General features: G+C 71.4%; 22 protein-coding genes. 14 read left to right on the plus strand and 8 right to left on the minus strand.

All coding sequences use genetic code 11. The annotated features are described in order from the left end of the window. Positions 1-94: 94 nt before the first annotated feature. Entirely contained in the window at positions 95-385 is a 291-nt protein-coding gene (locus AB0B91_RS13550; RefSeq protein ID WP_358319176.1) for a chorismate mutase, read from the plus strand. Here the strand turns inward: AB0B91_RS13550 and AB0B91_RS13555 are convergent. Then, the gene (locus tag AB0B91_RS13555) at positions 382-1,596 is read right to left on the minus strand and encodes an SGNH/GDSL hydrolase family protein (protein ID WP_358318575.1); all 1,215 of its coding nucleotides are present in this window, start codon (positions 1,594-1,596) and stop codon (positions 382-384) included. The two genes, AB0B91_RS13550 and AB0B91_RS13555, sit on opposite strands and share 4 nt — an antisense overlap. Here AB0B91_RS13555 and AB0B91_RS13560 point away from each other — a divergent pair. Then, positions 1,587-2,954 carry an amidase gene (locus AB0B91_RS13560; protein WP_358318576.1) on the plus strand — a complete coding sequence of 456 codons (1,368 nt, stop codon included), beginning with the start codon at positions 1,587-1,589 and terminating at the stop codon, positions 2,952-2,954. The two genes, AB0B91_RS13555 and AB0B91_RS13560, sit on opposite strands and share 10 nt — an antisense overlap. A 19-nt stretch (positions 2,955-2,973) precedes the next feature. On the opposite strand, the gene AB0B91_RS13565 is transcribed toward AB0B91_RS13560, so the two are convergent. After that, positions 2,974-3,471, minus strand: coding sequence for a hypothetical protein (locus AB0B91_RS13565; protein ID WP_358318577.1), 498 nt, complete (start codon positions 3,469-3,471; stop codon positions 2,974-2,976). A 75-nt stretch (positions 3,472-3,546) separates the two neighbouring features. Between AB0B91_RS13565 and murA the strand changes: the two genes are divergently transcribed. After that, a complete protein-coding gene (murA, locus tag AB0B91_RS13570; protein WP_358318578.1) occupies positions 3,547-4,857 on the plus strand; it encodes a UDP-N-acetylglucosamine 1-carboxyvinyltransferase in 1,311 nt (436 codons plus the stop codon). A gap of 57 nt (positions 4,858-4,914) precedes the next feature. Next, the gene (locus tag AB0B91_RS13575; RefSeq protein ID WP_358318579.1) at positions 4,915-7,164 is read left to right on the plus strand and encodes a transglycosylase domain-containing protein; all 2,250 of its coding nucleotides are present in this window, start codon (positions 4,915-4,917) and stop codon (positions 7,162-7,164) included. Here the strand turns inward: AB0B91_RS13575 and ybaK are convergent. Both ybaK and AB0B91_RS13585 read right to left on the minus strand, forming a co-directional pair. Next, positions 7,145-7,639: a Cys-tRNA(Pro) deacylase gene (ybaK, locus tag AB0B91_RS13580; RefSeq protein WP_358318580.1), complete on the minus strand. Its 495-nt coding sequence runs from the start codon at positions 7,637-7,639 to the stop codon at positions 7,145-7,147. The two genes, AB0B91_RS13575 and ybaK, sit on opposite strands and share 20 nt — an antisense overlap. A 20-nt stretch (positions 7,640-7,659) precedes the next feature. After that, positions 7,660-8,400 carry a helix-turn-helix transcriptional regulator gene (locus tag AB0B91_RS13585; RefSeq protein WP_358318581.1) on the minus strand — a complete coding sequence of 247 codons (741 nt, stop codon included), beginning with the start codon at positions 8,398-8,400 and terminating at the stop codon, positions 7,660-7,662. Between AB0B91_RS13585 and AB0B91_RS13590 the strand changes: the two genes are divergently transcribed. Then, positions 8,386-9,621, plus strand: a complete 1,236-nt coding sequence (locus AB0B91_RS13590; RefSeq protein ID WP_358318582.1) for an MFS transporter — start codon at positions 8,386-8,388, stop codon at positions 9,619-9,621. The two genes, AB0B91_RS13585 and AB0B91_RS13590, sit on opposite strands and share 15 nt — an antisense overlap. Before the next feature lie 246 nt (positions 9,622-9,867). Here the strand turns inward: AB0B91_RS13590 and ligD are convergent, their stop codons facing one another. Then, positions 9,868-10,857 (minus strand): non-homologous end-joining DNA ligase, encoded by a 990-nt coding sequence (gene ligD / locus AB0B91_RS13595; RefSeq protein WP_358318583.1) that lies wholly within the window; start codon positions 10,855-10,857, stop codon positions 9,868-9,870. 134 nt (positions 10,858-10,991) lie between these two features. Between ligD and hisD the strand changes: the two genes are divergently transcribed. The 9 genes from hisD to hisF are packed head-to-tail and all read left to right on the plus strand — an operon-like array spanning position 10,992 to position 17,002. Then, a complete protein-coding gene (hisD, locus tag AB0B91_RS13600) occupies positions 10,992-12,314 on the plus strand; it encodes a histidinol dehydrogenase (protein WP_358318584.1) in 1,323 nt (440 codons plus the stop codon). Beyond that, positions 12,311-13,405: a histidinol-phosphate transaminase gene (locus tag AB0B91_RS13605; RefSeq protein WP_358318585.1), complete on the plus strand. Its 1,095-nt coding sequence runs from the start codon at positions 12,311-12,313 to the stop codon at positions 13,403-13,405. The genes hisD and AB0B91_RS13605 overlap by 4 nt, the downstream gene beginning before the upstream one ends. After that, a complete protein-coding gene (gene hisB / locus AB0B91_RS13610; protein ID WP_219538427.1) occupies positions 13,402-13,995 on the plus strand; it encodes an imidazoleglycerol-phosphate dehydratase HisB in 594 nt (197 codons plus the stop codon). Before AB0B91_RS13605 ends, hisB begins: the two co-directional genes overlap by 4 nt. Then, positions 13,992-14,147 carry a hypothetical protein gene (locus AB0B91_RS13615; protein WP_358318586.1) on the plus strand — a complete coding sequence of 52 codons (156 nt, stop codon included), beginning with the start codon at positions 13,992-13,994 and terminating at the stop codon, positions 14,145-14,147. The genes hisB and AB0B91_RS13615 overlap by 4 nt, the downstream gene beginning before the upstream one ends. Further along, positions 14,144-14,779: an imidazole glycerol phosphate synthase subunit HisH gene (hisH, locus tag AB0B91_RS13620; protein ID WP_358318587.1), complete on the plus strand. Its 636-nt coding sequence runs from the start codon at positions 14,144-14,146 to the stop codon at positions 14,777-14,779. The genes AB0B91_RS13615 and hisH overlap by 4 nt, the downstream gene beginning before the upstream one ends. Next, complete coding sequence (locus AB0B91_RS13625; protein WP_358318588.1) at positions 14,772-15,101, plus strand: hypothetical protein; 330 nt, start codon at positions 14,772-14,774, stop codon at positions 15,099-15,101. Before hisH ends, AB0B91_RS13625 begins: the two co-directional genes overlap by 8 nt. After that, a complete protein-coding gene (priA, locus tag AB0B91_RS13630; RefSeq protein WP_358318589.1) occupies positions 15,101-15,823 on the plus strand; it encodes a bifunctional 1-(5-phosphoribosyl)-5-((5-phosphoribosylamino)methylideneamino)imidazole-4-carboxamide isomerase/phosphoribosylanthranilate isomerase PriA in 723 nt (240 codons plus the stop codon). Before AB0B91_RS13625 ends, priA begins: the two co-directional genes overlap by 1 nt. 28 nt (positions 15,824-15,851) lie before the next feature. Beyond that, positions 15,852-16,244: a Rid family hydrolase gene (locus AB0B91_RS13635; protein ID WP_358318590.1), complete on the plus strand. Its 393-nt coding sequence runs from the start codon at positions 15,852-15,854 to the stop codon at positions 16,242-16,244. Then, positions 16,241-17,002 (plus strand): imidazole glycerol phosphate synthase subunit HisF, encoded by a 762-nt coding sequence (gene hisF, locus AB0B91_RS13640; RefSeq protein ID WP_358318591.1) that lies wholly within the window; start codon positions 16,241-16,243, stop codon positions 17,000-17,002. The genes AB0B91_RS13635 and hisF overlap by 4 nt, the downstream gene beginning before the upstream one ends. On the opposite strand, the gene AB0B91_RS13645 is transcribed toward hisF, so the two are convergent. The 3 genes from AB0B91_RS13645 to AB0B91_RS13655 all read right to left on the minus strand — a co-directional run bounded on the left by AB0B91_RS13645 (position 16,999) and on the right by AB0B91_RS13655 (position 19,384). Then, entirely contained in the window at positions 16,999-18,360 is a 1,362-nt protein-coding gene (locus AB0B91_RS13645) for a glutamine synthetase family protein (RefSeq protein ID WP_358318592.1), read from the minus strand. The genes hisF and AB0B91_RS13645 overlap by 4 nt on opposite strands. A gap of 61 nt (positions 18,361-18,421) precedes the next feature. Next, positions 18,422-18,583: a hypothetical protein gene (locus tag AB0B91_RS13650; RefSeq protein WP_358318593.1), complete on the minus strand. Its 162-nt coding sequence runs from the start codon at positions 18,581-18,583 to the stop codon at positions 18,422-18,424. A gap of 171 nt (positions 18,584-18,754) precedes the next feature. After that, a complete protein-coding gene (locus AB0B91_RS13655; RefSeq protein ID WP_358318594.1) occupies positions 18,755-19,384 on the minus strand; it encodes a TIGR03085 family metal-binding protein in 630 nt (209 codons plus the stop codon). Positions 19,385-19,415 lie beyond the last annotated feature (31 nt).

Below are 19,415 nucleotides of genomic sequence, written 5' to 3' on the forward strand. Positions count from 1 at the left end.
CGGCACGGGCGACGCCCACCGTGCGGATGAGCGTGGCACAGCCGGTGAGGCGGGCGTACGGCTGGCGGAGGAGGCGGTGACGCTCGTCGGGCCGCTGGTCCGTCCTGAGACCCCCGCCACGCTGCCCGAGTGCAGGCAGGCGATCGACCGGGTGGACGCGGCGCTGGCCACGTTGCTGGAACGCCGTGCCGCGCTCGCCGGGATCGTGCAGACCCTCAAGCCGGTCGGCGGCTTCGCGGGCCGGGACATGGGGCGCGAGCAAGCGCTCGTCGCCCGGATGGCCAACCGCGCCCCCGAACTGGGCGAGGCCCGGCTGGCGCCCATCATGAACGCCGTCATCGAGGCGGGCCTGAGCCTTGCCGAAGAACGGTCGGCCGCCGGTTAGAAGCGGCTGTCGGTGGGGGCCGGGGTCGTCAGGCGGAAGTTGTTCATCGGCCGCCCCGGCCCGGCCGCGATCCGCGCGTTGATCAGCTCGGCGAACCGCCGGTACCCCGCCCCGGTCGGATGGAAGCTGCGGCTGTTGACGACGAGTTCGTCCAGGTCCAGCGCCAGCCCGTTCAGGTACGGGTCGGGCCGCCCCGCCTCGTGCCCGTCGAAGGCGTCGTAGGCGTCGATGTACTCGACGCTCCCCGTGCCCCCGAACGCCACGATCTCCCGGTCGAACTCCGCGGTCACCCGCGCCGCGACATCGTTGAGCTGCCGGGTCATGCCGTTGAGCCAGCGCTGGTCCTCGACGGTCAGATTGTCGATCCCGTCCGGGGGCGCGGCGGGGAACGGCCGGGGATAGCCGAGCACGATGATGCGCGCGCTCGGTGCCCGGCGTCTGAGCTCCCGCAGCACCTTCGTCATGCTCGGCCCCAGCGCCGCGATCCGCTTGGTCACCTCGGACTGCTGGTCGAGGCAGGCCGAGGACCAGGGCAGCTTGACGATGCAGCCGGTGAGCACGCTGGTGAACCCGGCGTCGTTGCCGCCGATGCTGAGCGTCACCAGGCTGGCGGCGGCGCCCACGCGCTCGATCTGCGGCTGCTGGCCGTACTGGCCGGAGAAGAGCTGGCCGGTGGTGGCGCCGCTGCAGGCCCAGAAGGCGCTGCCGCCGCCGAACCGGTGGGCGCCCGCGACGAGCGGCACGTAGGAGCCCGGCGAGCGGTGGCAGCGGTCGGCGCCGCTGTTGATCGGCCGCGCGGCGCGGTCGTAGACGCCCTCGCCGGAGGAGTAGGAGTCGCCCAGCGCCACGTACGTGCCGCTCTGCGCGGCCTGTACCGGCGTCAGGCGGGTCAGGACCGGGAGCCGGCCGTGCGGCGGCCCGGCGGGGCAGCCCGCGCCGATGGTGGCGCAGGCCAGCGACGTGTAGAGGCCCAGGGGAGCCCCCGCCAGGGCCAGCGCGGCACCGAGGAGCGCGGCCGCGGCGACCTGGACGATCTTCCATCTCGTCCCGTTCAGCGCGGCCTCCCGAGCGGCGACAACGTAGCGACGAACTCCGCCAGGAAGCCTAATCGACGAGTGATCGACGCGGCCCGCCCCTGAGGGTGAGGATCCCGATCCCGTACCGGCGCCGACGGGGTGGCGGCTTGAGCGACAATCGGAACGTGACCGCACCGCACTACCTGACCGCGACCGAGATGGCCCACCTGGTCAAGACCCGCCAGGTGAGCGCCGTCGAGCTGGTCCAGGCCCACCTCGACCGCATCGAGCAGACCAACCCTCAGGTCAACGCCATCGTGACGCTGGTCGCCGAGCAGGCGCTCGACGCCGCCGAGGCGGCCGACGCCGGTGAGGCGACGGGGCCGCTCCACGGGGTGCCGGTGGCGCACAAGGACCTCGTCGACACCAAGGGCATCCGCACCACCTACGGCTCGCCGCTCTACGCCGACCACGTTCCCGACAAGGACGACGTGATCGTGGAGCGGCTCCGGGCGGCCGGGGCGATCCTGGTGGGCAAGACCAACACGCCGGAGTTCGGCACCGGCTCCCACACCGTCAACGAGGTGTTCGGGGCCACCCGCAACCCCTACGACCTGACCCGGTCCGCCGGAGGCAGCAGCGGCGGGGCGGCGGCGGCGCTGGCGTCCGGGATGGTGCCGCTCGCCGGCGGATCCGACATGGGCGGGTCGCTGCGCAACCCGGCCTCGTTCTGCAACGTGGTGGGGCTGCGGCCGACGCCGGGCCGGGTGCCCGCCCTGTCGGAGCAGGCCGCCTGGTACACGCTGTCCGTTCCGGGGCCGATGGCCAGGACGGTCGACGACCTGACGCTGATGATGTCGGTTATTTCGGGATTCGACGCTCGCTCGCCGTACTCGATCACCGAGGACTTCACCCCCGACGAGCGCGACGTCGCGGGGCTGCGCGTGGCCTGGAGCCCCGACCTGGGCGGGCTGCCGGTGGACCCCGGGACGGCGGCGGTCACCGCGACCGCGCCCGGTGTGTTCGAGCGGCTCGGCGCGCGCGTCGAGCAGGTCGAGCTGGACCTGTCCGAGGCCGAGGACGCCTTCCGCGTCTACCGGGCGTGGTACTACGCGCTGGCCTTCGGCGAGCTCGACGGGCTGGGCGCCAACACCAGCTGGAACGTCGAGCAGGGCCGCAAGGTCACCGGCGCCGACCTGGCCAGGGCCGAACGGTCGCGCAGCGTCCTCTACCACCGGATGGCGGCCTTCTTCGACACCTACGACGTGCTGATCGCGCCCGTCAGCCAGGTGCCGCCGTTCCCCGTCGAGGACCCCTACGTGAGTGAGATCAACGGGGTGCGGCTGCCCGACTACCTGGCGTGGATGCGGTCCGCCTACTGGATCAGCGTGCTGCACGCGCCGGCCGCGTCCGTCCCCGCCGGGTTCACGCAGTCGGGGCTGCCGGTCGGCGTGCAGATCATCGGCCGGCCGTTCGCCGACGCCACGGTGCTGCGCGCGGCCCGCGCCTTCGAGCAGGCCACCGGACACGGCCTGCGCCGCCCGCCCCTCTGAGCGCTGACGGTGAACCGCGTCAGCCGAGCCCGTACGGCTTGCGCAGCGGCGACTCGCGATACCCGTGCATGCCCTCCATCAGCCCGAAGAAGGCGACCGCGACCAGCGGCCAGGACACGATCACACCCGTGGCCGTCAGCGTCAGCGAGCCGGGGACGATCTTCACCCCGGGCGTGGCCGCCGCCTCCACGACCACCACCCCGAGCGTGAACGTCGACCCCACCCAGAGCGTGAGGAAGGCCGCCAGCACCCCGCCGGCGCCGAGCCCCAGCAGCACGGCGAGCTGGTGCCGCCGGCCGAGGAACCACGCGAGCGCGCCACAGGCCAGCCCGAGCCCGCCGGTGATCACCGCGTACCATCCGTCAGCGCTGATCAGCGCCTGTGTGGACGGATCCGCCAGTATCGGCCCCTCCGCCGTGACCTGGTACGGCGCGCGGGGAGACAGGTGTGACCACAGCAGCCCGGCCAGTACGGCCAGGGTGGCGAGCGTGAGGACAGTAACCGCAAATGCGCGCACATGCCTCGCCACGCCGCTCCCCCTCACATTCGCGTCTGAATCAGGTCGATCGTATCTCCCGGCTAGGCTCACTTCGTGATTGAAGACAAGGTCTGGATGATCGAACCCTCCGGCCCGCTCCGGGGTGACGTCGAGGTACGCGGCTCCAAGAACGCCGTGTCCAAGCACATGGTCGCGGCCATGCTGGGCACCGGGGAGAGCATCATCCACAACGTTCCCGAGGTCGGCGAGGTCGGCATCACGGCGGCGATGCTCGACGCGCTGGGCATCAACGTGGAGATCAAACGGGGGGAGATCCACATCGGGCAGGGCCCGGAGATCAGACCGCGGGTGCCCGACGCGTTCACCGGGCTCAACCGCATCCCCATCCTCATGCTGGGCCCGCTGCTGCACCTGGCGGGGGAGGCGTTCGTGCCGCTGGTCGGCGGCGACCCCATCGGCCGGCGGCCGGTTAACTTCCACGTCGAGGCGCTGCGCGCGATGGGCGCCGAGGTCGAGGTGGGCGACACCGGGATCTTCGCCAAGGCCAAGCGCCTGAACGGGACCCGGCTGGAGCTGCCGTATCCGAGTGTCGGGGCGACCGAGACGATCCTCATGTCCGCCGTGCTGGCCGAGGGCAAGACCGTGGTGAAGAACGCCGCGATGGAGCCCGAGGTCGTGGAGCTGGCGCTGTTCCTGCAGCGGATGGGCGCCAGGATCGAGCTCTCGCCCGACCGCAGGATCGTCATCGAGGGCGTCGAGCGGCTCCATGGCGCCTCCATCTGGCTGGCGGGCGACCGCATCGAGGCGTTCTCCTACCTCGCGGCGGGCCTGATCACCGGCGGCGAGGTGCGCGTGCACGGCTGCCCGCAGGACCGGCTGGTCACCGCGATCACCACGCTGGCCCGGATGGGCGCCCAGTTCGACATCAACGACGAGTACCTGTGCGCCACCGCGCCGCCCGAGGGGCTGCGCGCGGCGGCCGTGCAGACCGACACGCACCCCGGGTTCATGACCGACTGGCAGACGCCGCTCATGGTGCTGTTCACGCAGAGCCAGGGCATGTCGGTGCTGCACGAGACCGTCTTCGAGAACCGCCTGGTGTACGTCCCTGCGCTGCAGAAGATGGGCTGCGAGATCGAGGTGTTCGACCAGTGCCTGGGCGGCCCGGCCTGCCGCTACCACGACACCAACGCCAGGCACTCGGCCGTCGTGCGGGGTGTGTCGCAGCTGCGGGGCGCGGACGTGACGCTGCCCGACATCCGGGCCGGGTTCTCGGCCGTGCTGGCCGCCGCGGTGGCCGACGGCACCTCGACGCTGCGCGGCGTCAACCACATCGAGCGGGGCTATCACCAGCCGTTCGAGCAGTTCGCGTCACTCGGTCTGAATATCAGCAGACAACAGTAAAGACGGGGAAGCCGGTGTTTGCCGGTGTTCCCCGGGCCGCAGATCATCTGAGTGACTGTGCTGAGATCCATCGGCGTGCTCGCCGTGGCCGGGGCGATCGGCGGCTTCCTGGCGGCGGCGCTGGCCGCGCCGGTGGTGACCGGGGCGGGCCTGTCCGCCAAGAACGTCGCCTTGACGTTCGTCGACCTGCCGCCCGCGCCGCGTGAGGAGCCGCTCTCCCAGGTGACCAGGCTCCTCGACCGCAACGGCAAGCAGTTCGCCCAGTTCTACGAGGCCAACCGGACGACGGTCCGGCTCGACCAGGTGGCGCCGGTGATGCGCCAGGCGATCGTGGCCATCGAGGACGCCCGGTTCTACGAGCACGGCGGCCTCGACGTCAAGGGCACGATCCGGGCGCTGCTCACCAACACGCAGGCGGGCGGGATCAAACAGGGCGGCTCCTCCCTCACCCAGCAACTGGTGAAGAACATCCTGGTGGAGGCCGCCCGCACCGACGCCGAACGCGACCGGGCCCGCGCGCCCAACCTGGGCAGGAAGATCACCGAGCTGCGGTACGCGCTGGCGATGGAGGAGAAGTACCGCAAGGACGAGATTCTTGAGAAATATCTGAACATCGCGTACTTCGGCGCCGGCGCCCACGGCGTCGAGGCGGCGGCCAGGCGGTTCTTCTCGACCACGGCCGCCCGCCTCACCCTGACCCAGGCGGCCACGCTGGCGGGGGCCGTCCGCGTGCCGTACTCGACCGATCCCTCGCTGGGCGACAGGCAGCAGGCCCGGCTGCGGCAGCGGCGCGACATCGTCCTGGACCGGATGTCCGGGGTGGGCCTGATCACGCGGCAGGAGGCGACCGCGGCCCAGCGGACCGGGCTCGGCCTCCGGCTGCACCCGGAGCCCGGCGGCTGCGCGGAGAGCGCCTATCCGTACTACTGCTATTACGTGCAGCGGGAGCTGCTGACCAACCCGGCGTTCGGCAACACCGCGGCCAAGCGGCAGGCCAGGATGAGCAGGGGCGGGCTGGTGATCCGTACGAGCCTCGACCCGCTGGCGCAGCGGGCCGCCGAGCAGGCCATCCAGCGGCGGGTACGGCCCGAGGACACCGAGGTGGCCGCCGAGGCCATGGTCGAGCCGGGCACCGGGCGGATCACGGCGATGACCGCCAGCAAGCGCTTCGGCCGCAACCCGGGCAACAGGAAGAATGGGGCCAGGACCACGTTCAACCTGGCGGCCGACGTGCTGCACGGCGGCGGGCAGGGGTTCCAGGCGGGCTCCACGTTCAAGGTGTTCACCCTGGCCACGGCGTTGCGGCAGGGGTGGCGGTTCGGCGACGGCTTCCAGACTCCCGGGGAGCTGACGCCTGGGCAGGGCTATCGCGACTGCCAGGGCAGGCGCGTCAACGACCCGAAGACGACCGTCTACAACGCCAGCGGCGAGGGCACCGGCGGCCCGCACAGCCTGGAGACCGGCACCTGGAAGTCGGTCAACATCTTCTACATGATGCTGGAGCGCAAGGTCGGCCTCTGCAACGTGGTCAAGACCGCCAAGGCGCTGGGCATCTCCCGAGCCGACGGGACGCCGCTGCGCGAGGTGCCCACGTTCACGCTCGGGGTGAACGAGATGGATCCGGTGACGGTGGCGGCGGGGTTCGCGGCGTTCGCGGCCAGGGGGAAGTACTGCCGGCCGCTGGCGATCGTGGAGATCACCGACCGGGCCGGCGAACGCACCCAGGTGCCGCCCGCCTGCGAGCAGGGCATCGAGCGGGAGGTGGCCGACGCGGTCAACTGGGTGCTGAGCGGCGTCTTCACCCAGGGCACCATGCGCGGGCAGAGCCTCGACCGTCCCGCGGCGGGCAAGACGGGCACGAACAACGGCTACACCTCGGCGTGGTTCGCCGGCTACACCCCGGATCTGGCGGCGGCGGTCAGCGTCGGCGACATCAGGGGCGCCTACCGCTACCCCCTGCGGGACGTGGAGATCGGCGACGACTACTACGGCGCCGTCCAGGGCGCGTCGCTACCGGGCCCGATCTGGATCGACTCGATGCGGGCGGCCCTGCGGCGTACCCGGCCGTCGGGTTTCCCCGGTCCTGACATGTCCCGCTTCGGCGGCGGGTTCACTCCGGGCCTGAAGGAGGCTCTGGAGGCGGAGGCGAAAGCCCGCCGCGACCAGGACCGGACGATCGCCCACCGCCGGCGCTTCGCGTTCCCGTGGCCGCCGTTCCATCGCCGCGACTTCCTGGAACCACGGCATCGCCGTGACGTCCCGGGACAGCGCCAGCGGCGTCACAGGGTCAACTGGCGCTACCGATAGCGGCGGTGACGGCGCCGGTCAGCGAGATGAGGTTGGCCGGCGCGGTCTCGATCTGCAGCCCCCGCTTGCCCGCGGAGAAGTAGATCGTGCCGAACTCCAGAGCCGACGCGTCGACCACGGTCGGCAGCCTTTTGCGCTGGCCGAGCGGGCTGATGCCGCCGACGACGTAGCCCGTGACGCGCTCGACCTTCGCCGCGTCGGCCATGGCCGCCTTCTTGGCGCCGAGCGCCGCCGCCAGCGCCTTGAGGTCGAGCTTGCCCGACACCGGCACGACCGCCACCGCGAGCCCGCCCTCGACCTCGGCCACCAGCGTCTTGAAGATCTGCTCGTGCGGCACGCCGAGCGCGTCGGCCGCCTCCTCGCCATAGGCCTGCGCGTTGGCGTCGTGCGCGTACGGGTGAAGGGTGAACTCCGCCTTGGCCTTCGCCAGCGCCACCGTGGCCGGAGTGCCCCCTGGGGCTTTCGCTCTGCTCACAGGATGCCATTGTAGCGAATCTACAATGTAAAGGCGCGGCCCGGGGTGTACCCGAGGGCTCGCCGGAACGCGTCGATGAAGGCGCTGGCGGAGGCCCAGCCGCAGCGGTGCGCGACGGTGGTGACCGGGGTGCCGTCGGCCAGCAGCAGCAACGCGTGATGCAGGCGGAGCTGCGTACGCCACTGCGGGAACGTCATCCCCAGCTCGCCCCGGCAGAGCCGGGCGAGCGTGCGGTCGCTGGTGCCGGCCTGCCTGCCGAGCTGCGCGAGCGTACGGCGGTCGGCCGGGTCGTCGTGCAGGATCGCGCAGACGGCGGCCAGTCGCGGGTCCCTGGCCGTGGGCAGGTGGAACGGCTGCTCGGGGGAGCGGCGCAACTGGTCCAGCAGGACGGCCCGCAGCCGCTGCCGCTCGGCGCCGCCGTCGTCGGGGTCCTGGGTGTAGGCGATGATCAGCTCGCGCAGCAGCGGGCCGACGGCGAGCACGGCGGGCCGCTGGAGGTTCAGGGGGTTGTCGGCGACGGGCAGGCCGACGAGCCGCAGGTCGGTGTCGCCGTGCGCGCGGTGCTCGTGGACGGTGCCGGCCGGGACCCAGATGGCCCGGTTGGCCGGGGCCACCCAGGTGCCCGCGCTCGTCGTCACCGACAGGACGCCCCGGCAGGCGTAGGTGATCTGGTGGGTGTCGTGGCGGTGCGCGTCGATCCCGGTGCCCGGCGCCAGCGGCCGTATGCCGGTGGGCGCCTCCGGAAGGTGGCGGATTTCCATGATGGGTTGGCATTTTATCGGAAGCGGGCCACCTGGTCACGGGGTGACGATCGAGGCGTGAAGGCGAACAGGATCGTGATGCTGGCCGTGGGCCATGCCGGTGTGGACGTTTATCAGGGGGCGGTCCCGGCTCTGGTGCCCTTCCTCGTGGCGCAGCGCGGATACGGGTACGTGGCCGCGTCGGGCATCGTGCTGGCCGCGACGTTGCTGTCCTCGATCGTGCAGCCGGTCTTCGGCGCGCTGACCGACCGCCGGCGGATGCCGTGGCTCATCCCGGTCAGCATGCTCACGGCCGGGCTCGGGGTGGCGCTCAGCGGGGTCACCGACGCGTACGCGCTCACCTGGCTGGCGGTGGCGCTGTCGGGTCTCGGCGTGGCGGCGTACCACCCGGAGTCGGCCCGCCTGGCCAGGATCGCCAGTGAGGGCAGTCATGTGCGGATGAGCTGGTTCTCGCTGGGCGGCACGCTCGGCTTCGCCACCGCGCCGATCATCGTCACGCCGCTGCTGTCGCTGTGGGGGCTCGGCGCCTCGCCGCTGCTGGTCGTGCCCGCCGTGGTGGGCGCCCTGCTCACGCTGACCGTGATCCGCTCGCTGGCCCGTCATGGCGAGCGGGCTCGGGCCGATGCGCGTTCGGCCGGGCGTGACGACTGGGCGTCGTTCGTCCGGCTCACGCTGGTGATCGTCTTCCGGTCGATCGCGTACGTGGGGTTGAGCGCGTTCGTCGCCCTCTACATGGGTGGTGGCGCGGCGGGGGCGGTGGCGCTGTTCGTGCTGTTCGCCGGGGGTGCCGTGGGGACGGTGCTCGGCGGCCGGCTCGCGGGCCGCTGGGGGCGGGTCCGCACCATGCGGGTGGCCTACGCGGCGGCCGTCCCCGCGGTCGCCGGGGTGGTGCTCGCGCCGGGTCTTTTCGCGTACGTCTTCATCGCGGCCGCGTCGATCACCCTGTACGCGCCGTTCTCACTGCATGTGACGCTGGGGCAGGACTTCCTGCCCAACCGGCTGGGCACGGCCAGCGGCGTCACGCTCGGCCTGGCGGTGAGCGCCGGCGGTCTGACCAGCCCGCTGGTCGGGGCGGTGGCGGAGGCCTCCTCGCTGCGGATCGCGCTCGCCTGCCTGATCGTCTTCCCGGCCCTGTCCTGGCTGCTGGCCCGCACGCTCAAGGACCCCGCTCCGGTCGTGGCGGAACCGACCCCCGCGCGCAGCTCGGCCGCCGGTGACTAGCCGCCTTCTCCGCACGCACCACTTCGTCGCCGGCACCGCGAGTGATCGCCACTCGCGTTCCCGTGTGAAGGACCTGGGCGATCGACGCTCTCGCTCTCCAGAAGGACCTGGACGATCGCCGCGCCCGCTTCTCAGAAGGACCTGAGCGATCGCTGCTCCCGCCCCTCAGAAGGACCCCAGCCGCAGTACGGCGGGGAGTGCGGAAACATGGGCCGGCCGTGATGACGTGCGGCGCCGCGGGGCTTTTCAGCCGGTCGCCCAGTCGCCGCTGTCCAGTCGTACCTCGTCCGGCTCGCGGTCGGGGCGGAGTCCGCGCCAGGCGGGGTGGCGCAGGCGGCCGTCGCCGGTCAACTCGGCGTAGCGGACCTCGCCCACCAGGCGCGGCTCGACCCAGTGCGCGTCTCGGGCGTGCTCGCGGGGCACCGGTGCGTCGAACGGCGGGTCGGGCCGCTCCAGTGCGGTGAGCCGCTCGTACAGGTCGTTCAGCATCGCCTCGGTGAAGCCGGTGCCCACGTGGCCGACGAACAGCAGCCGCCCGTCCCGGTCGTGCGCGCCGAGCAGCAGCGAGCCGATCGTGCCCGCTCGCCGGCCCGCGCCGGCCTTCCACCCGCCGATGACCACCTCGACGGCCGTGAGGTTCTTGACCTTCGTCCACTCGGCGCTGCGCCTGCCCGGCCGGTACGGCGACGACAGGCGCTTGCACACCACGCCCTCCAGCCCGAGCTGACGGGAGGACAGCAGCGCGCGCTCGGCGTGATCGTGGAACCACACCGGCACCTGCCAGCGGAAGCCCGGCGTCAGGACCTGCTCCAGGAGCTCACGACGTTCGGTGTACGGCCTGCTGACGGTGCTGGTGGCGTCGAGGTGCAGGAGGTCGAACGCCATGAACGTCACCGGCACGGCCCTGACGAGTTCGGCGACCTTGGCCGGATGGCGCTGGTGCATCCGCGGTTGCAACGCGCCGAAACTGGGCCGTCCCGCCTCGTCGAACGCCACGATCTCCCCGTCGACGACGGCCGCCCGCCCGCCGCTCGCACCGGCCATCAGCTGCAGCTCGGGGTAGGCCACGGTGACGTCCTTGCCGCTGCGCGACAGCAGCCGCACGCCGCGCTCCTCCAGGTAGACGAGGGCGCGCACGCCATCCCACTTCATCTCGACGGCCCACTCGTCCCCGCGGACCGACGGCAGGGAGCCGAGCTGAGCCAGCATCGGCGCGTAGACCGGCAGCTGGGCCATGACCCCTGGCATACCCCTGCCTCATGATCGGCACCAGGGGGTGGAGGTCTGCAGATGGTCAAATAGGGAGGAGGTCTCCGTCCCGGATGGTGGACAGAACCGGATTCAGGGGTGGGACTCCGTAAACTGGGAGGGTGATTTCCCGTATTGACATGCGCGGTTCCCTTCCGGCGAACCTGCGCGACGTGCTGCCCCGCGCCGATCTCGACGTCGAGGCCGCCCTGGAGAAGGTGCGGCCCATCTGCGACGAGGTGCGCCATCGCGGGGCGGCAGCCGTACGGGAGCTGACCGCCAGGTTCGACGGTGTCGAGATCCAGCAGGCCCGCGTTCCGGGGGAGGCGATCCAGGCGGCACTGCGGCAGCTGCGGCCGGAGGTCGTGGCCGCGCTGGAGGAGGCGATCCGGCGCACCAGGCTGGTCCACCGCGATCAGCGCCGCGCCGACGTCACGACGAAGGTCGTCCCGGGCGGCACCGTGACCGAGCGGTGGGTGCCGGTCGACCGCGTGGGACTTTACGTTCCGGGCGGGCGCGCCGTCTACCCGTCGAGCGTGGTCATGAACGTGGTCCCGGCCCAGGAGGCGGGCGTGGCGTCGCTGGCCGTGACGAGCCCGGCCCAGAAGGAGCACGGCGGGCTGCCGCACCCCACGATCCTGGCGGCGTGCGCGCTGCTGGGCGTGGAGGAGGTCTACTCCGTGGGCGGCGCCCAGGCGGTGGCGATGTTCGCCTACGGCACCGAGGAGTGCCCGGCCGCGAGCATGGTGACCGGGCCCGGCAACATCTGGGTCGCCGCCGCCAAGCGCCTGCTCAAGGGCCGCATCGGCATCGACTCCGAGGCGGGGCCGACGGAGATCGCGATCCTGGCCGACGACACGGCCGATCCGGTGCACGTGGCGTCCGACCTGATCAGCCAGGCCGAGCACGACGTGATCGCGGCGGCCGTGCTGGTCACCGACAGCGTCCGGCTGGCCGAGGCCGTCGAGAAGGAGCTGCCGGGGCAGGTCGGCGCCACCCGGCACGCCCAGCGCATCACCGAGGCGCTCGGCGGCCGGCAGTCCGGCATCGTGCTGGTCGACAGCATCGAGGACGGCCTCAAGGTCGTCGACGCCTACGCCGCCGAGCACCTGGAGATCCAGACCGCCGACGCGGCGGCCGTCGCGGCGCGGGTCCGCAACGCGGGTGCGATCTTCGTGGGCCCGTACGCGCCGGTGTCGCTGGGCGACTACCTGGCCGGGTCCAACCACGTGCTGCCCACCGGGGGCTGCGCCTGCCACTCCAGTGGCCTGTCGGTGCAGTCGTTCCTGCGCGGCATCCACGTCGTCGACTACACCCGCGAGGCGCTGGCCGAGGCGGCCGAGCACGTGACGGTGCTCGCCGACGCCGAGGACCTCCCCGCGCACGGCGCCGCCATCCGCGCCCGCTTCGACTGGCAGGTCCCATCGCGAAAAGAGACCCCGTGAATCAGCACGTGAATCAGCACGTGAATCTCGACGACCTCCCGATCCGCGACGACCTCCGGGGTCGCACGCCGTACGGTGCTCCGCAGATCGACGTGCCCATCAGGCTCAACACCAACGAGAACCCCTACGCGCCGTCCCCGGCCCTGGTCGCCGACCTGGCCGAGGAGGTGCGAGCCAGCGCGGCCGAGCTCAACCGCTACCCCGACAGGGACGCCGAGGCGCTCCGCGCCGAGCTGGCCGGCTACCTGGGTCACGGGCTGACGAAGGACCAGGTGTGGGCGGCCAACGGCTCCAACGAGATCCTCCAGCAGATCCTGCAGGCGTTCGGCTCCTATGGCCGCACCGCGCTGGGCTTCGAGCCGTCCTACTCGATGCACCCGATCATCACCACCGGCACCAGCACGGAGTGGATCTCGGGCGTCCGCGAGCCCGACTTCTCGCTCGATCCGGGCAAGGCGGCCGCCGCGGTCGAGGAGCACCGGCCTGACATCGTGTTCCTGACCTCGCCCAACAACCCGACCGGCACCGCGCTGCCGATGGAGACGATCAGCCGGGTCCTCGACGTGGCCACGGGCATGGTCGTGGTCGACGAGGCCTACGCGGAGTTCGCCAGGCAGGGCACGCCCTCGGCGCTCACCCTGCTGCCCGACCACCCGAGGCTGATCGTCACCCGGACCATGTCCAAGGCGTTCGCCATGGCCGGCACCCGGCTCGGCTACCTGGCCGCGCACCCGGCCGTGATCGACGCGCTGCTGCTGGTACGCCTGCCGTACCACCTGTCGACGCTCACCCAGACGGCGGCCCGCGTGGCGCTGCGGCACCGGGCCGAGCTGCTCGGCACGGTCGACACGCTCCGGCAGGAGCGCGACGACATCGTGGACTGGCTGCGGGGCAAGGGGTTGACCGTCGCCGACTCCGACGCCAACTTCGTGCTGTTCGGGCGTTTTCCCGACCGGCGGAAGGTGTGGGAGGCCCTGCTGGCGAGCGGTGTGCTCATCCGTGAGGTGGGACCGCCAGAATGGCTGCGGGTGTCGATCGGCACCGGTGAGGAGATGGCGGCGTTCCGCGCCGCTCTGGAGGGGATCCTGTGAGTCGTGTAGGCCGCGTCGAGCGCGCGACGAAGGAGACGTCGGTTCTGGTCGAGGTGGGTCTCGACGGCACGGGCCGGGTTGACGTGTCGACCGGGGTCGGCTTCTTCGACCACATGCTGGCGCAGCTCGGCAAGCACGGGCTGTTCGACCTGACCGTCAAGACCGAGGGCGACCTGCACATCGACTCGCACCACACGATCGAGGACACCGCGCTCGCGCTGGGCGCCGCGTTCCGCGAGGCTCTGGGCGACAAGTCGGGCATCAGGCGGTTCGGTAATGCGTCGTGCCCGCTGGACGAGTCGCTCGCCCAGGTGACCGTCGACCTGTCGGGCCGCCCCTATCTGGTGCACGCCGAGCCCGAGGGCATGGCGCCGATGATCGGTCCCGACTACGACACGACGATGACGCGCCACGTCCTGGAGTCGTTCGTCGCCCAGGCGGCGATCTGCCTGCACGTACGCGTCCCGTACGGCCGCAACGCCCATCACATCGTCGAGGCCCAGTTCAAGGCGCTGGCCAGGGCGCTGCGCGAGGCGTCGGAGCTCGACCCGCGCGCCACGGGCGTGCCGAGCACCAAGGGCGTCCTATGACCGACAACGCGATCGCCATCGCCATGGTGTTCATCGGGCTGTTTCTCATCGGCGGCGTGTTCTCGCTGGCCAGGCAGGGGCTCAAGATCGGTGCCGCCGCCTGCGCGGTCGGCGCCGCGCTGGCGATCACGGCGGGGGTGATGTGGTGGTGAAGAAGAACGTCGTCGTCCTCGACTACGGCTCGGGCAACCTGCGCTCCGCGGAGCGGGCCCTGGCCAGGGTGGGCGCGGACGTGACCGTCACGTCCGACTTCGCCGCCGCGCTCGACTGCGACGGTCTGGTCGTGCCGGGCGTCGGCGCGTTCGAGGCGTGCATGGCGGGCCTCAAGAGCGTCTACGGCGAGCGGATCATCGGCCGGCGTCTGGCCGGTGGCCGCCCGGTGCTCGGCATCTGTGTCGGCATGCAGATCCTGTTCGCCAGGGGTGTGGAGCACGGGGTCGAGACCGAGGGCTGCGCCGAGTGGCCGGGCACGGTCGAGCGGCTGGACGCGCCCGTCCTGCCGCACATGGGCTGGAACACCGTCAAGGCGCCCGCGGCCAGCGTGCTGTTCGACGGGATCGACGAGGCGACGCGCTTCTACTTCGTGCATTCCTACGGCGTGCGCGACTGGGAGTTGCAGGCAGGTGAGGGCTTCGCCGACCCGCTGGTCACCTGGGCGGAGCACGGGGTGCCGTTCGTGGCGGCCGTGGAGAACGGCCCGCTGATGGCCACCCAGTTCCATCCGGAGAAGTCCGGCGACGCCGGGGCGGCGCTGCTGTCCAACTGGCTCGGCACCCTTGAGTAAGGAGCGGGCGCGCCGCCGGGCCGAGCGTGAGGCCGAACGGGTGCGCGCGATCCGGCTCAACGAGGAACGGCAGGCGCGCGCCGTGCGCCGCCGCGCCTTACTCGCCCGGCTGATCCCGCGCCCGGTCCGGATCGCCCGGCAGGGCGGCCTGCTGGCCCGCCGCCGCCGAGGCCAGAACGCCGTACTGGGGCTGGTCTTCGTGCTGGTGCAGGTGATGGCATGGCTCTATTGGGGCTCGCCGTTCCTGAGCCTGACGGTTTTCGTGTTTTCCCTGCTGCTGGCGCCTGTTGTCATGACTCTTGCTTTCGACCGGAGGACCTGATGTCGCTCGTATTGCTCCCTGCCGTGGACATCGCGGACGGCCAGGCCGTACGCCTCGTCCAAGGTGAGGCCGGGACCGAGACCGGCTACGGCGAGCCGCTGGCCGCGGCGCTGGCCTGGCAGGAGGCGGGCGCGGAGTGGATCCACCTGGTCGACCTCGATGCCGCCTTCGGCCGGGGCGCCAACCGGGAGCTGATCACCGACCTGATCGGCCGGCTCGACGTGAACGTGGAGCTGTCGGGCGGCATCCGCGACGACGCCTCGCTGGCCGCGGCGCTGGCCACCGGCTGCCGCCGGGTGAACATCGGCACCGCCGCGCTGGAGAACCCCGAATGGTGCCGCCGGATCATCGCAGAGCACGGCGACAAGATCGCCGTCGGGCTCGACGTGCGGGGCACCACTCTCGCCGCCCGCGGCTGGACCCAGGACGCCGGAGACCTGTGGGAGGTGCTGGACCGGCTGGAGGCCGACGGCTGCCCCCGCTACGTGGTCACCGACGTCACCAAGGACGGCACCTTGCGCGGCCCCAACCTGGAGCTGCTTCGCGAGGTCTGCAAGCGCACCGACAAGCCGGTCGTGGCCAGCGGCGGCGTCTCCTCGCTCGACGACCTGGTCGCGCTGGCTTCCCTGGTGCCGGACGGAGTGGAGGGGGCCATCGTGGGAAAGGCCCTTTACGCTCAGGCTTTCACGCTGGAGAGCGCACTGATCGCGGTACGCGCTTAGTTCCTCGGGAGGGGGCGTGATGGGCAACATGAGTATGCAAAGCACCGGACGGGTGTTCTCCGGAGGCATCTGGGAGGAGAGGTACGGCTACGCGAGGGCGGTGGTCGTCGGCGACCGGGTGATCGTGTCAGGGTGCACCGCCACCGTCGACGGCGAGGTACGTCACCACGACGACGCCTACCTGCAGAGCAGGACCGCCATGGACATCGCCCTGGAAGCGGTCGAGATGGGCGGCCTGACCAGGGAAGACGTGGTCATGGTCCGCTACTACGTGGTCGAGCACGGCCACTTCGACCAGGTTGGGCGGGCGATCGGCGAGGTGTTCGGGCGGGTACGCCCCGCCTGCACCGGTGTGCGGGTCGCCGGGCTGGTCGATCCGAAGATGCTGGTCGAGATCGAGATTGAGGCGTTGCGGGCATGACGGTAGCCGTACGGGTGATCCCGTGTCTGGACGTGGACGCGGGGCGCGTGGTCAAGGGCGTCAACTTCGCGAACCTTCGCGACGCGGGCGACCCGGTCGAACTGGCCAGACGCTATGACGCCGAAGGCGCCGACGAGCTGACCTTCCTCGACATCACCGCCTCGTCGGGCGAGCGCGAGACCATGCTCGACGTGGTGCGCAGGACCGCCGAGCAGGTGTTCATCCCGCTGACCGTGGGAGGTGGCATCCGCACGGTCGACGACGTCAACACGCTGCTGCGCGCGGGAGCCGACAAGGTGTCGCTCAACACCGCCGCGATCGCCAGGCCCGAGCTGCTCACCGAGGCGTCGCGGCGCTTCGGCGCGCAGTGTGTGGTGCTGTCGGTCGACGCGCGCCGGGCGCCGGGCACCCCGAGCGGCTTCGAGGTGACCACGCACGGCGGCCGGCGCGGCACCGGCATCGACGCGGTCGAGTGGGCCGCACGCGGTGAGGAGCTCGGCGTCGGTGAGATCCTGCTCAACTCGATGGACGGCGACGGCACGCTCGACGGCTACGACCTCGAGATGCTGCGCGCGGTCAGGGCCGCGGTCCGGGTGCCGGTGATCGCCAGCGGCGGCGCCGGGCGGCTGGAGGACTTCCCTCCGGCGGTCGCGGCCGGCGCCGACGCGGTGCTGGCGGCGAGCGTGTTCCACTTCGGGACGCTGAAGATCTCCGAGGTCAAGGACACGCTGCGGATGGCCGGATATCCGGTCCGCTAGAACACCCGCATGTGGTGGAACAGCTCATAGGAGGCGTCCTGGGCCGCGAACGCGGCGGCCTCGGACCGCTTGACGGCCAGGTACGCGCTACGCCGTAGCGGGCCGAGCGCCTCCATGAGCAGTTCGTCGGCCTCCAGGGCGTCGAGCGCCTCGTCCAATGAGGCGGGCAGGCGCCGGTAGCGGCCGGGCCGCGTGTCGGGGTCGACGTCGACGGCCTCGCCCGGGTCCAGCTTGCGGCGGATCCCGTCGAGCCCGGCGTGGATGACCGCGCCGAGCGACAGGTAGGGGTTGGCCGAGGAGTCGGAGGGCTTCAGCTCCAGGTTCGGTTCGCCGCTCTCGCCGAGTGGCGAGCAGATCCGGATCGCGGCCTCCCGGTTGTCGGGGCCGTGGACGGCGTACGCGCTGGCCCAGGTGCGCGGTGCCAGCCGCCGGAAGCTGTTGACGCTGCCGCAGGTCAGCGCGGTCAGGGCGGGCAGGTGCGCGATCAGGCCGCCGATGAAGCACTCCCGCAACTCGCTGTCTTCGGCGAAGACGTTCTGGGTGTCGTTCCAGAGCGACAGGTGCAGGTGGGCGCCGTTGCCCGCCTGGTCGGCCAGCGGTTTGGGGGCCAGCGACGCCCACATCGACATGCGCATCGCCACTCCGCGCACGGTCTCGCGGTAGAGGACGTGGTTGTCGGCGGCGCGCAGCGCGGGCGCGTGCCGTACGGACAGTTCCTGCTGGCCCGGGCCCAGCTCGGGGTGGTAGTGCTCGACCCGCAGGCCCTGCGTCTCCAGGGCGTGCATCAGCTTGATCGTGTAGTCGTGGGCGGTGTCGAAGCCGGTGCCGGCGTAGCAGAGAGCGTCGTCGAGAGGCACCAGCCGGTCGAAGCCGCCCGCCGGGTCGGGCAGCCGGCGCCCGAGCGTGAACTCCGGCTCGAAGGCGGCCACCAGCGTGTAGCCCTCGTCCGCCAGTGTCCCGATGGCGTCCTTGAGGAAGGTGCGTGCGCAGGCGTCCCAGGGGGAGCCGTCCGGATTGCGTAGATCGGACAGCATCGCCGCGGCGCCGGGAGCGTGGGGGAGGGGGACGAAGGTGGAGGGGTCGGGGACGATGCGCACCTCGCCCACCGGACCGAGGTGCTCGACTTCCTGCAACTGGTCGAGCATGTTCATCGCCATCATGGCCACCGTGTGCCCGATCCCGGAGTTGAGCCGCTCGGCGAGTCGCGACCGGGATGCCGCCTTCCCACGGATGACGCCTCCGTGGTCGGCGTACAGGAAGCGGATCAGCTCGATCCCCTCGAGCTCGGCGCGTTCGAGGATGCGCCGGACGTGGGGATCAGGCTGATTGATCTTGGTGACGCTCGGACGATCTCTCATTCTGCCTGCGTAACACGATCTGGCATCGTGGGGAAGCGTCTAACACAGACAGAACCACACGTCAGGTCAACACATTGGTAAAGAAGACGGCCAACTGGTTGGCGCCGTGGACGATCCCGTCGAACACGCCGTTGACCGCGGCTGCGGCCTGGGTCGGCTTGGTGAAAAGGTAGAAGATCACGAACGCTACTGCAACGTACGTGACCACCTTCTTGACCTGCATGGGGGCCTCCTGCAGTCCATTCCCAGCCGTATATACCCGGATCTGGGCGATCCTTGGCATCTTCTATGAAGACGTTCCTTGATCCTAACCGGGGGGCTCGTTTCTCACGCCATGGTAAGGCCAAGAGGTATCGGCCGAGCGCCTACCGAACCCGGAAACCTGGCGTACCGATCACATACCCAGTCTGGCGTTCTTGAGCCGGGCGATGGCGTCGGCATCGCCGGTCAGCTCGACTCTCGCGTGCTCCTGGCGCCCGAAGCAGAACAGCACCAGCTCGCCCGCCCGGCCCGTCACCTCCACCTTCGGGCCCTGGCGCGCGCCGCCCAGCGTGACGCCGCCGCCCAGGCGGTGCAGCACCACGCCCACGGGGGATCTGCGCAGCATCAGCCGGCTGCCGCTGGCGACCCGCTTCCACATGATCTGCTCCAGGTCGGCCGGCAGCTCGCGTGGCTCCCACTCCGGCTGCGCGCGGCGCACGTCCTCGTGGTGGACGAAGTACTCCAGGGTGTTGACGGCGTCGTCGAGGAAGGGGAGCAGGCCGTACACGCCGCCCGGCGTGCGGACCAGGTCGACCAGCTCGGGGTAGGGGTGCTTGGCCTTCAGCCCCTCCTGCACCGAGGCCGTGTAGCCGGCCAGTGGTCTGAGGGCGATGCCGCCCGCGGCGTCGGGCCTGCGCTCGCGCAGGACCAGGTGGGCGGCCAGGTCGGCGGTCTTCCAGCCCTCGCAGAGCGTCGGGGCGTCCGGGCCGAGCCGGTCGAGCAGGTCGCATAGCGCGGCGCGTTCGCTGCGAGCGTGAGTCACCCGCCAACCCTACCCGCGGGAATAACGTGAT

This window comes from Nonomuraea sp. NPDC049141 (genome assembly GCF_040648415.1).
Classification (GTDB): domain Bacteria; phylum Actinomycetota; class Actinomycetes; order Streptosporangiales; family Streptosporangiaceae; genus Nonomuraea.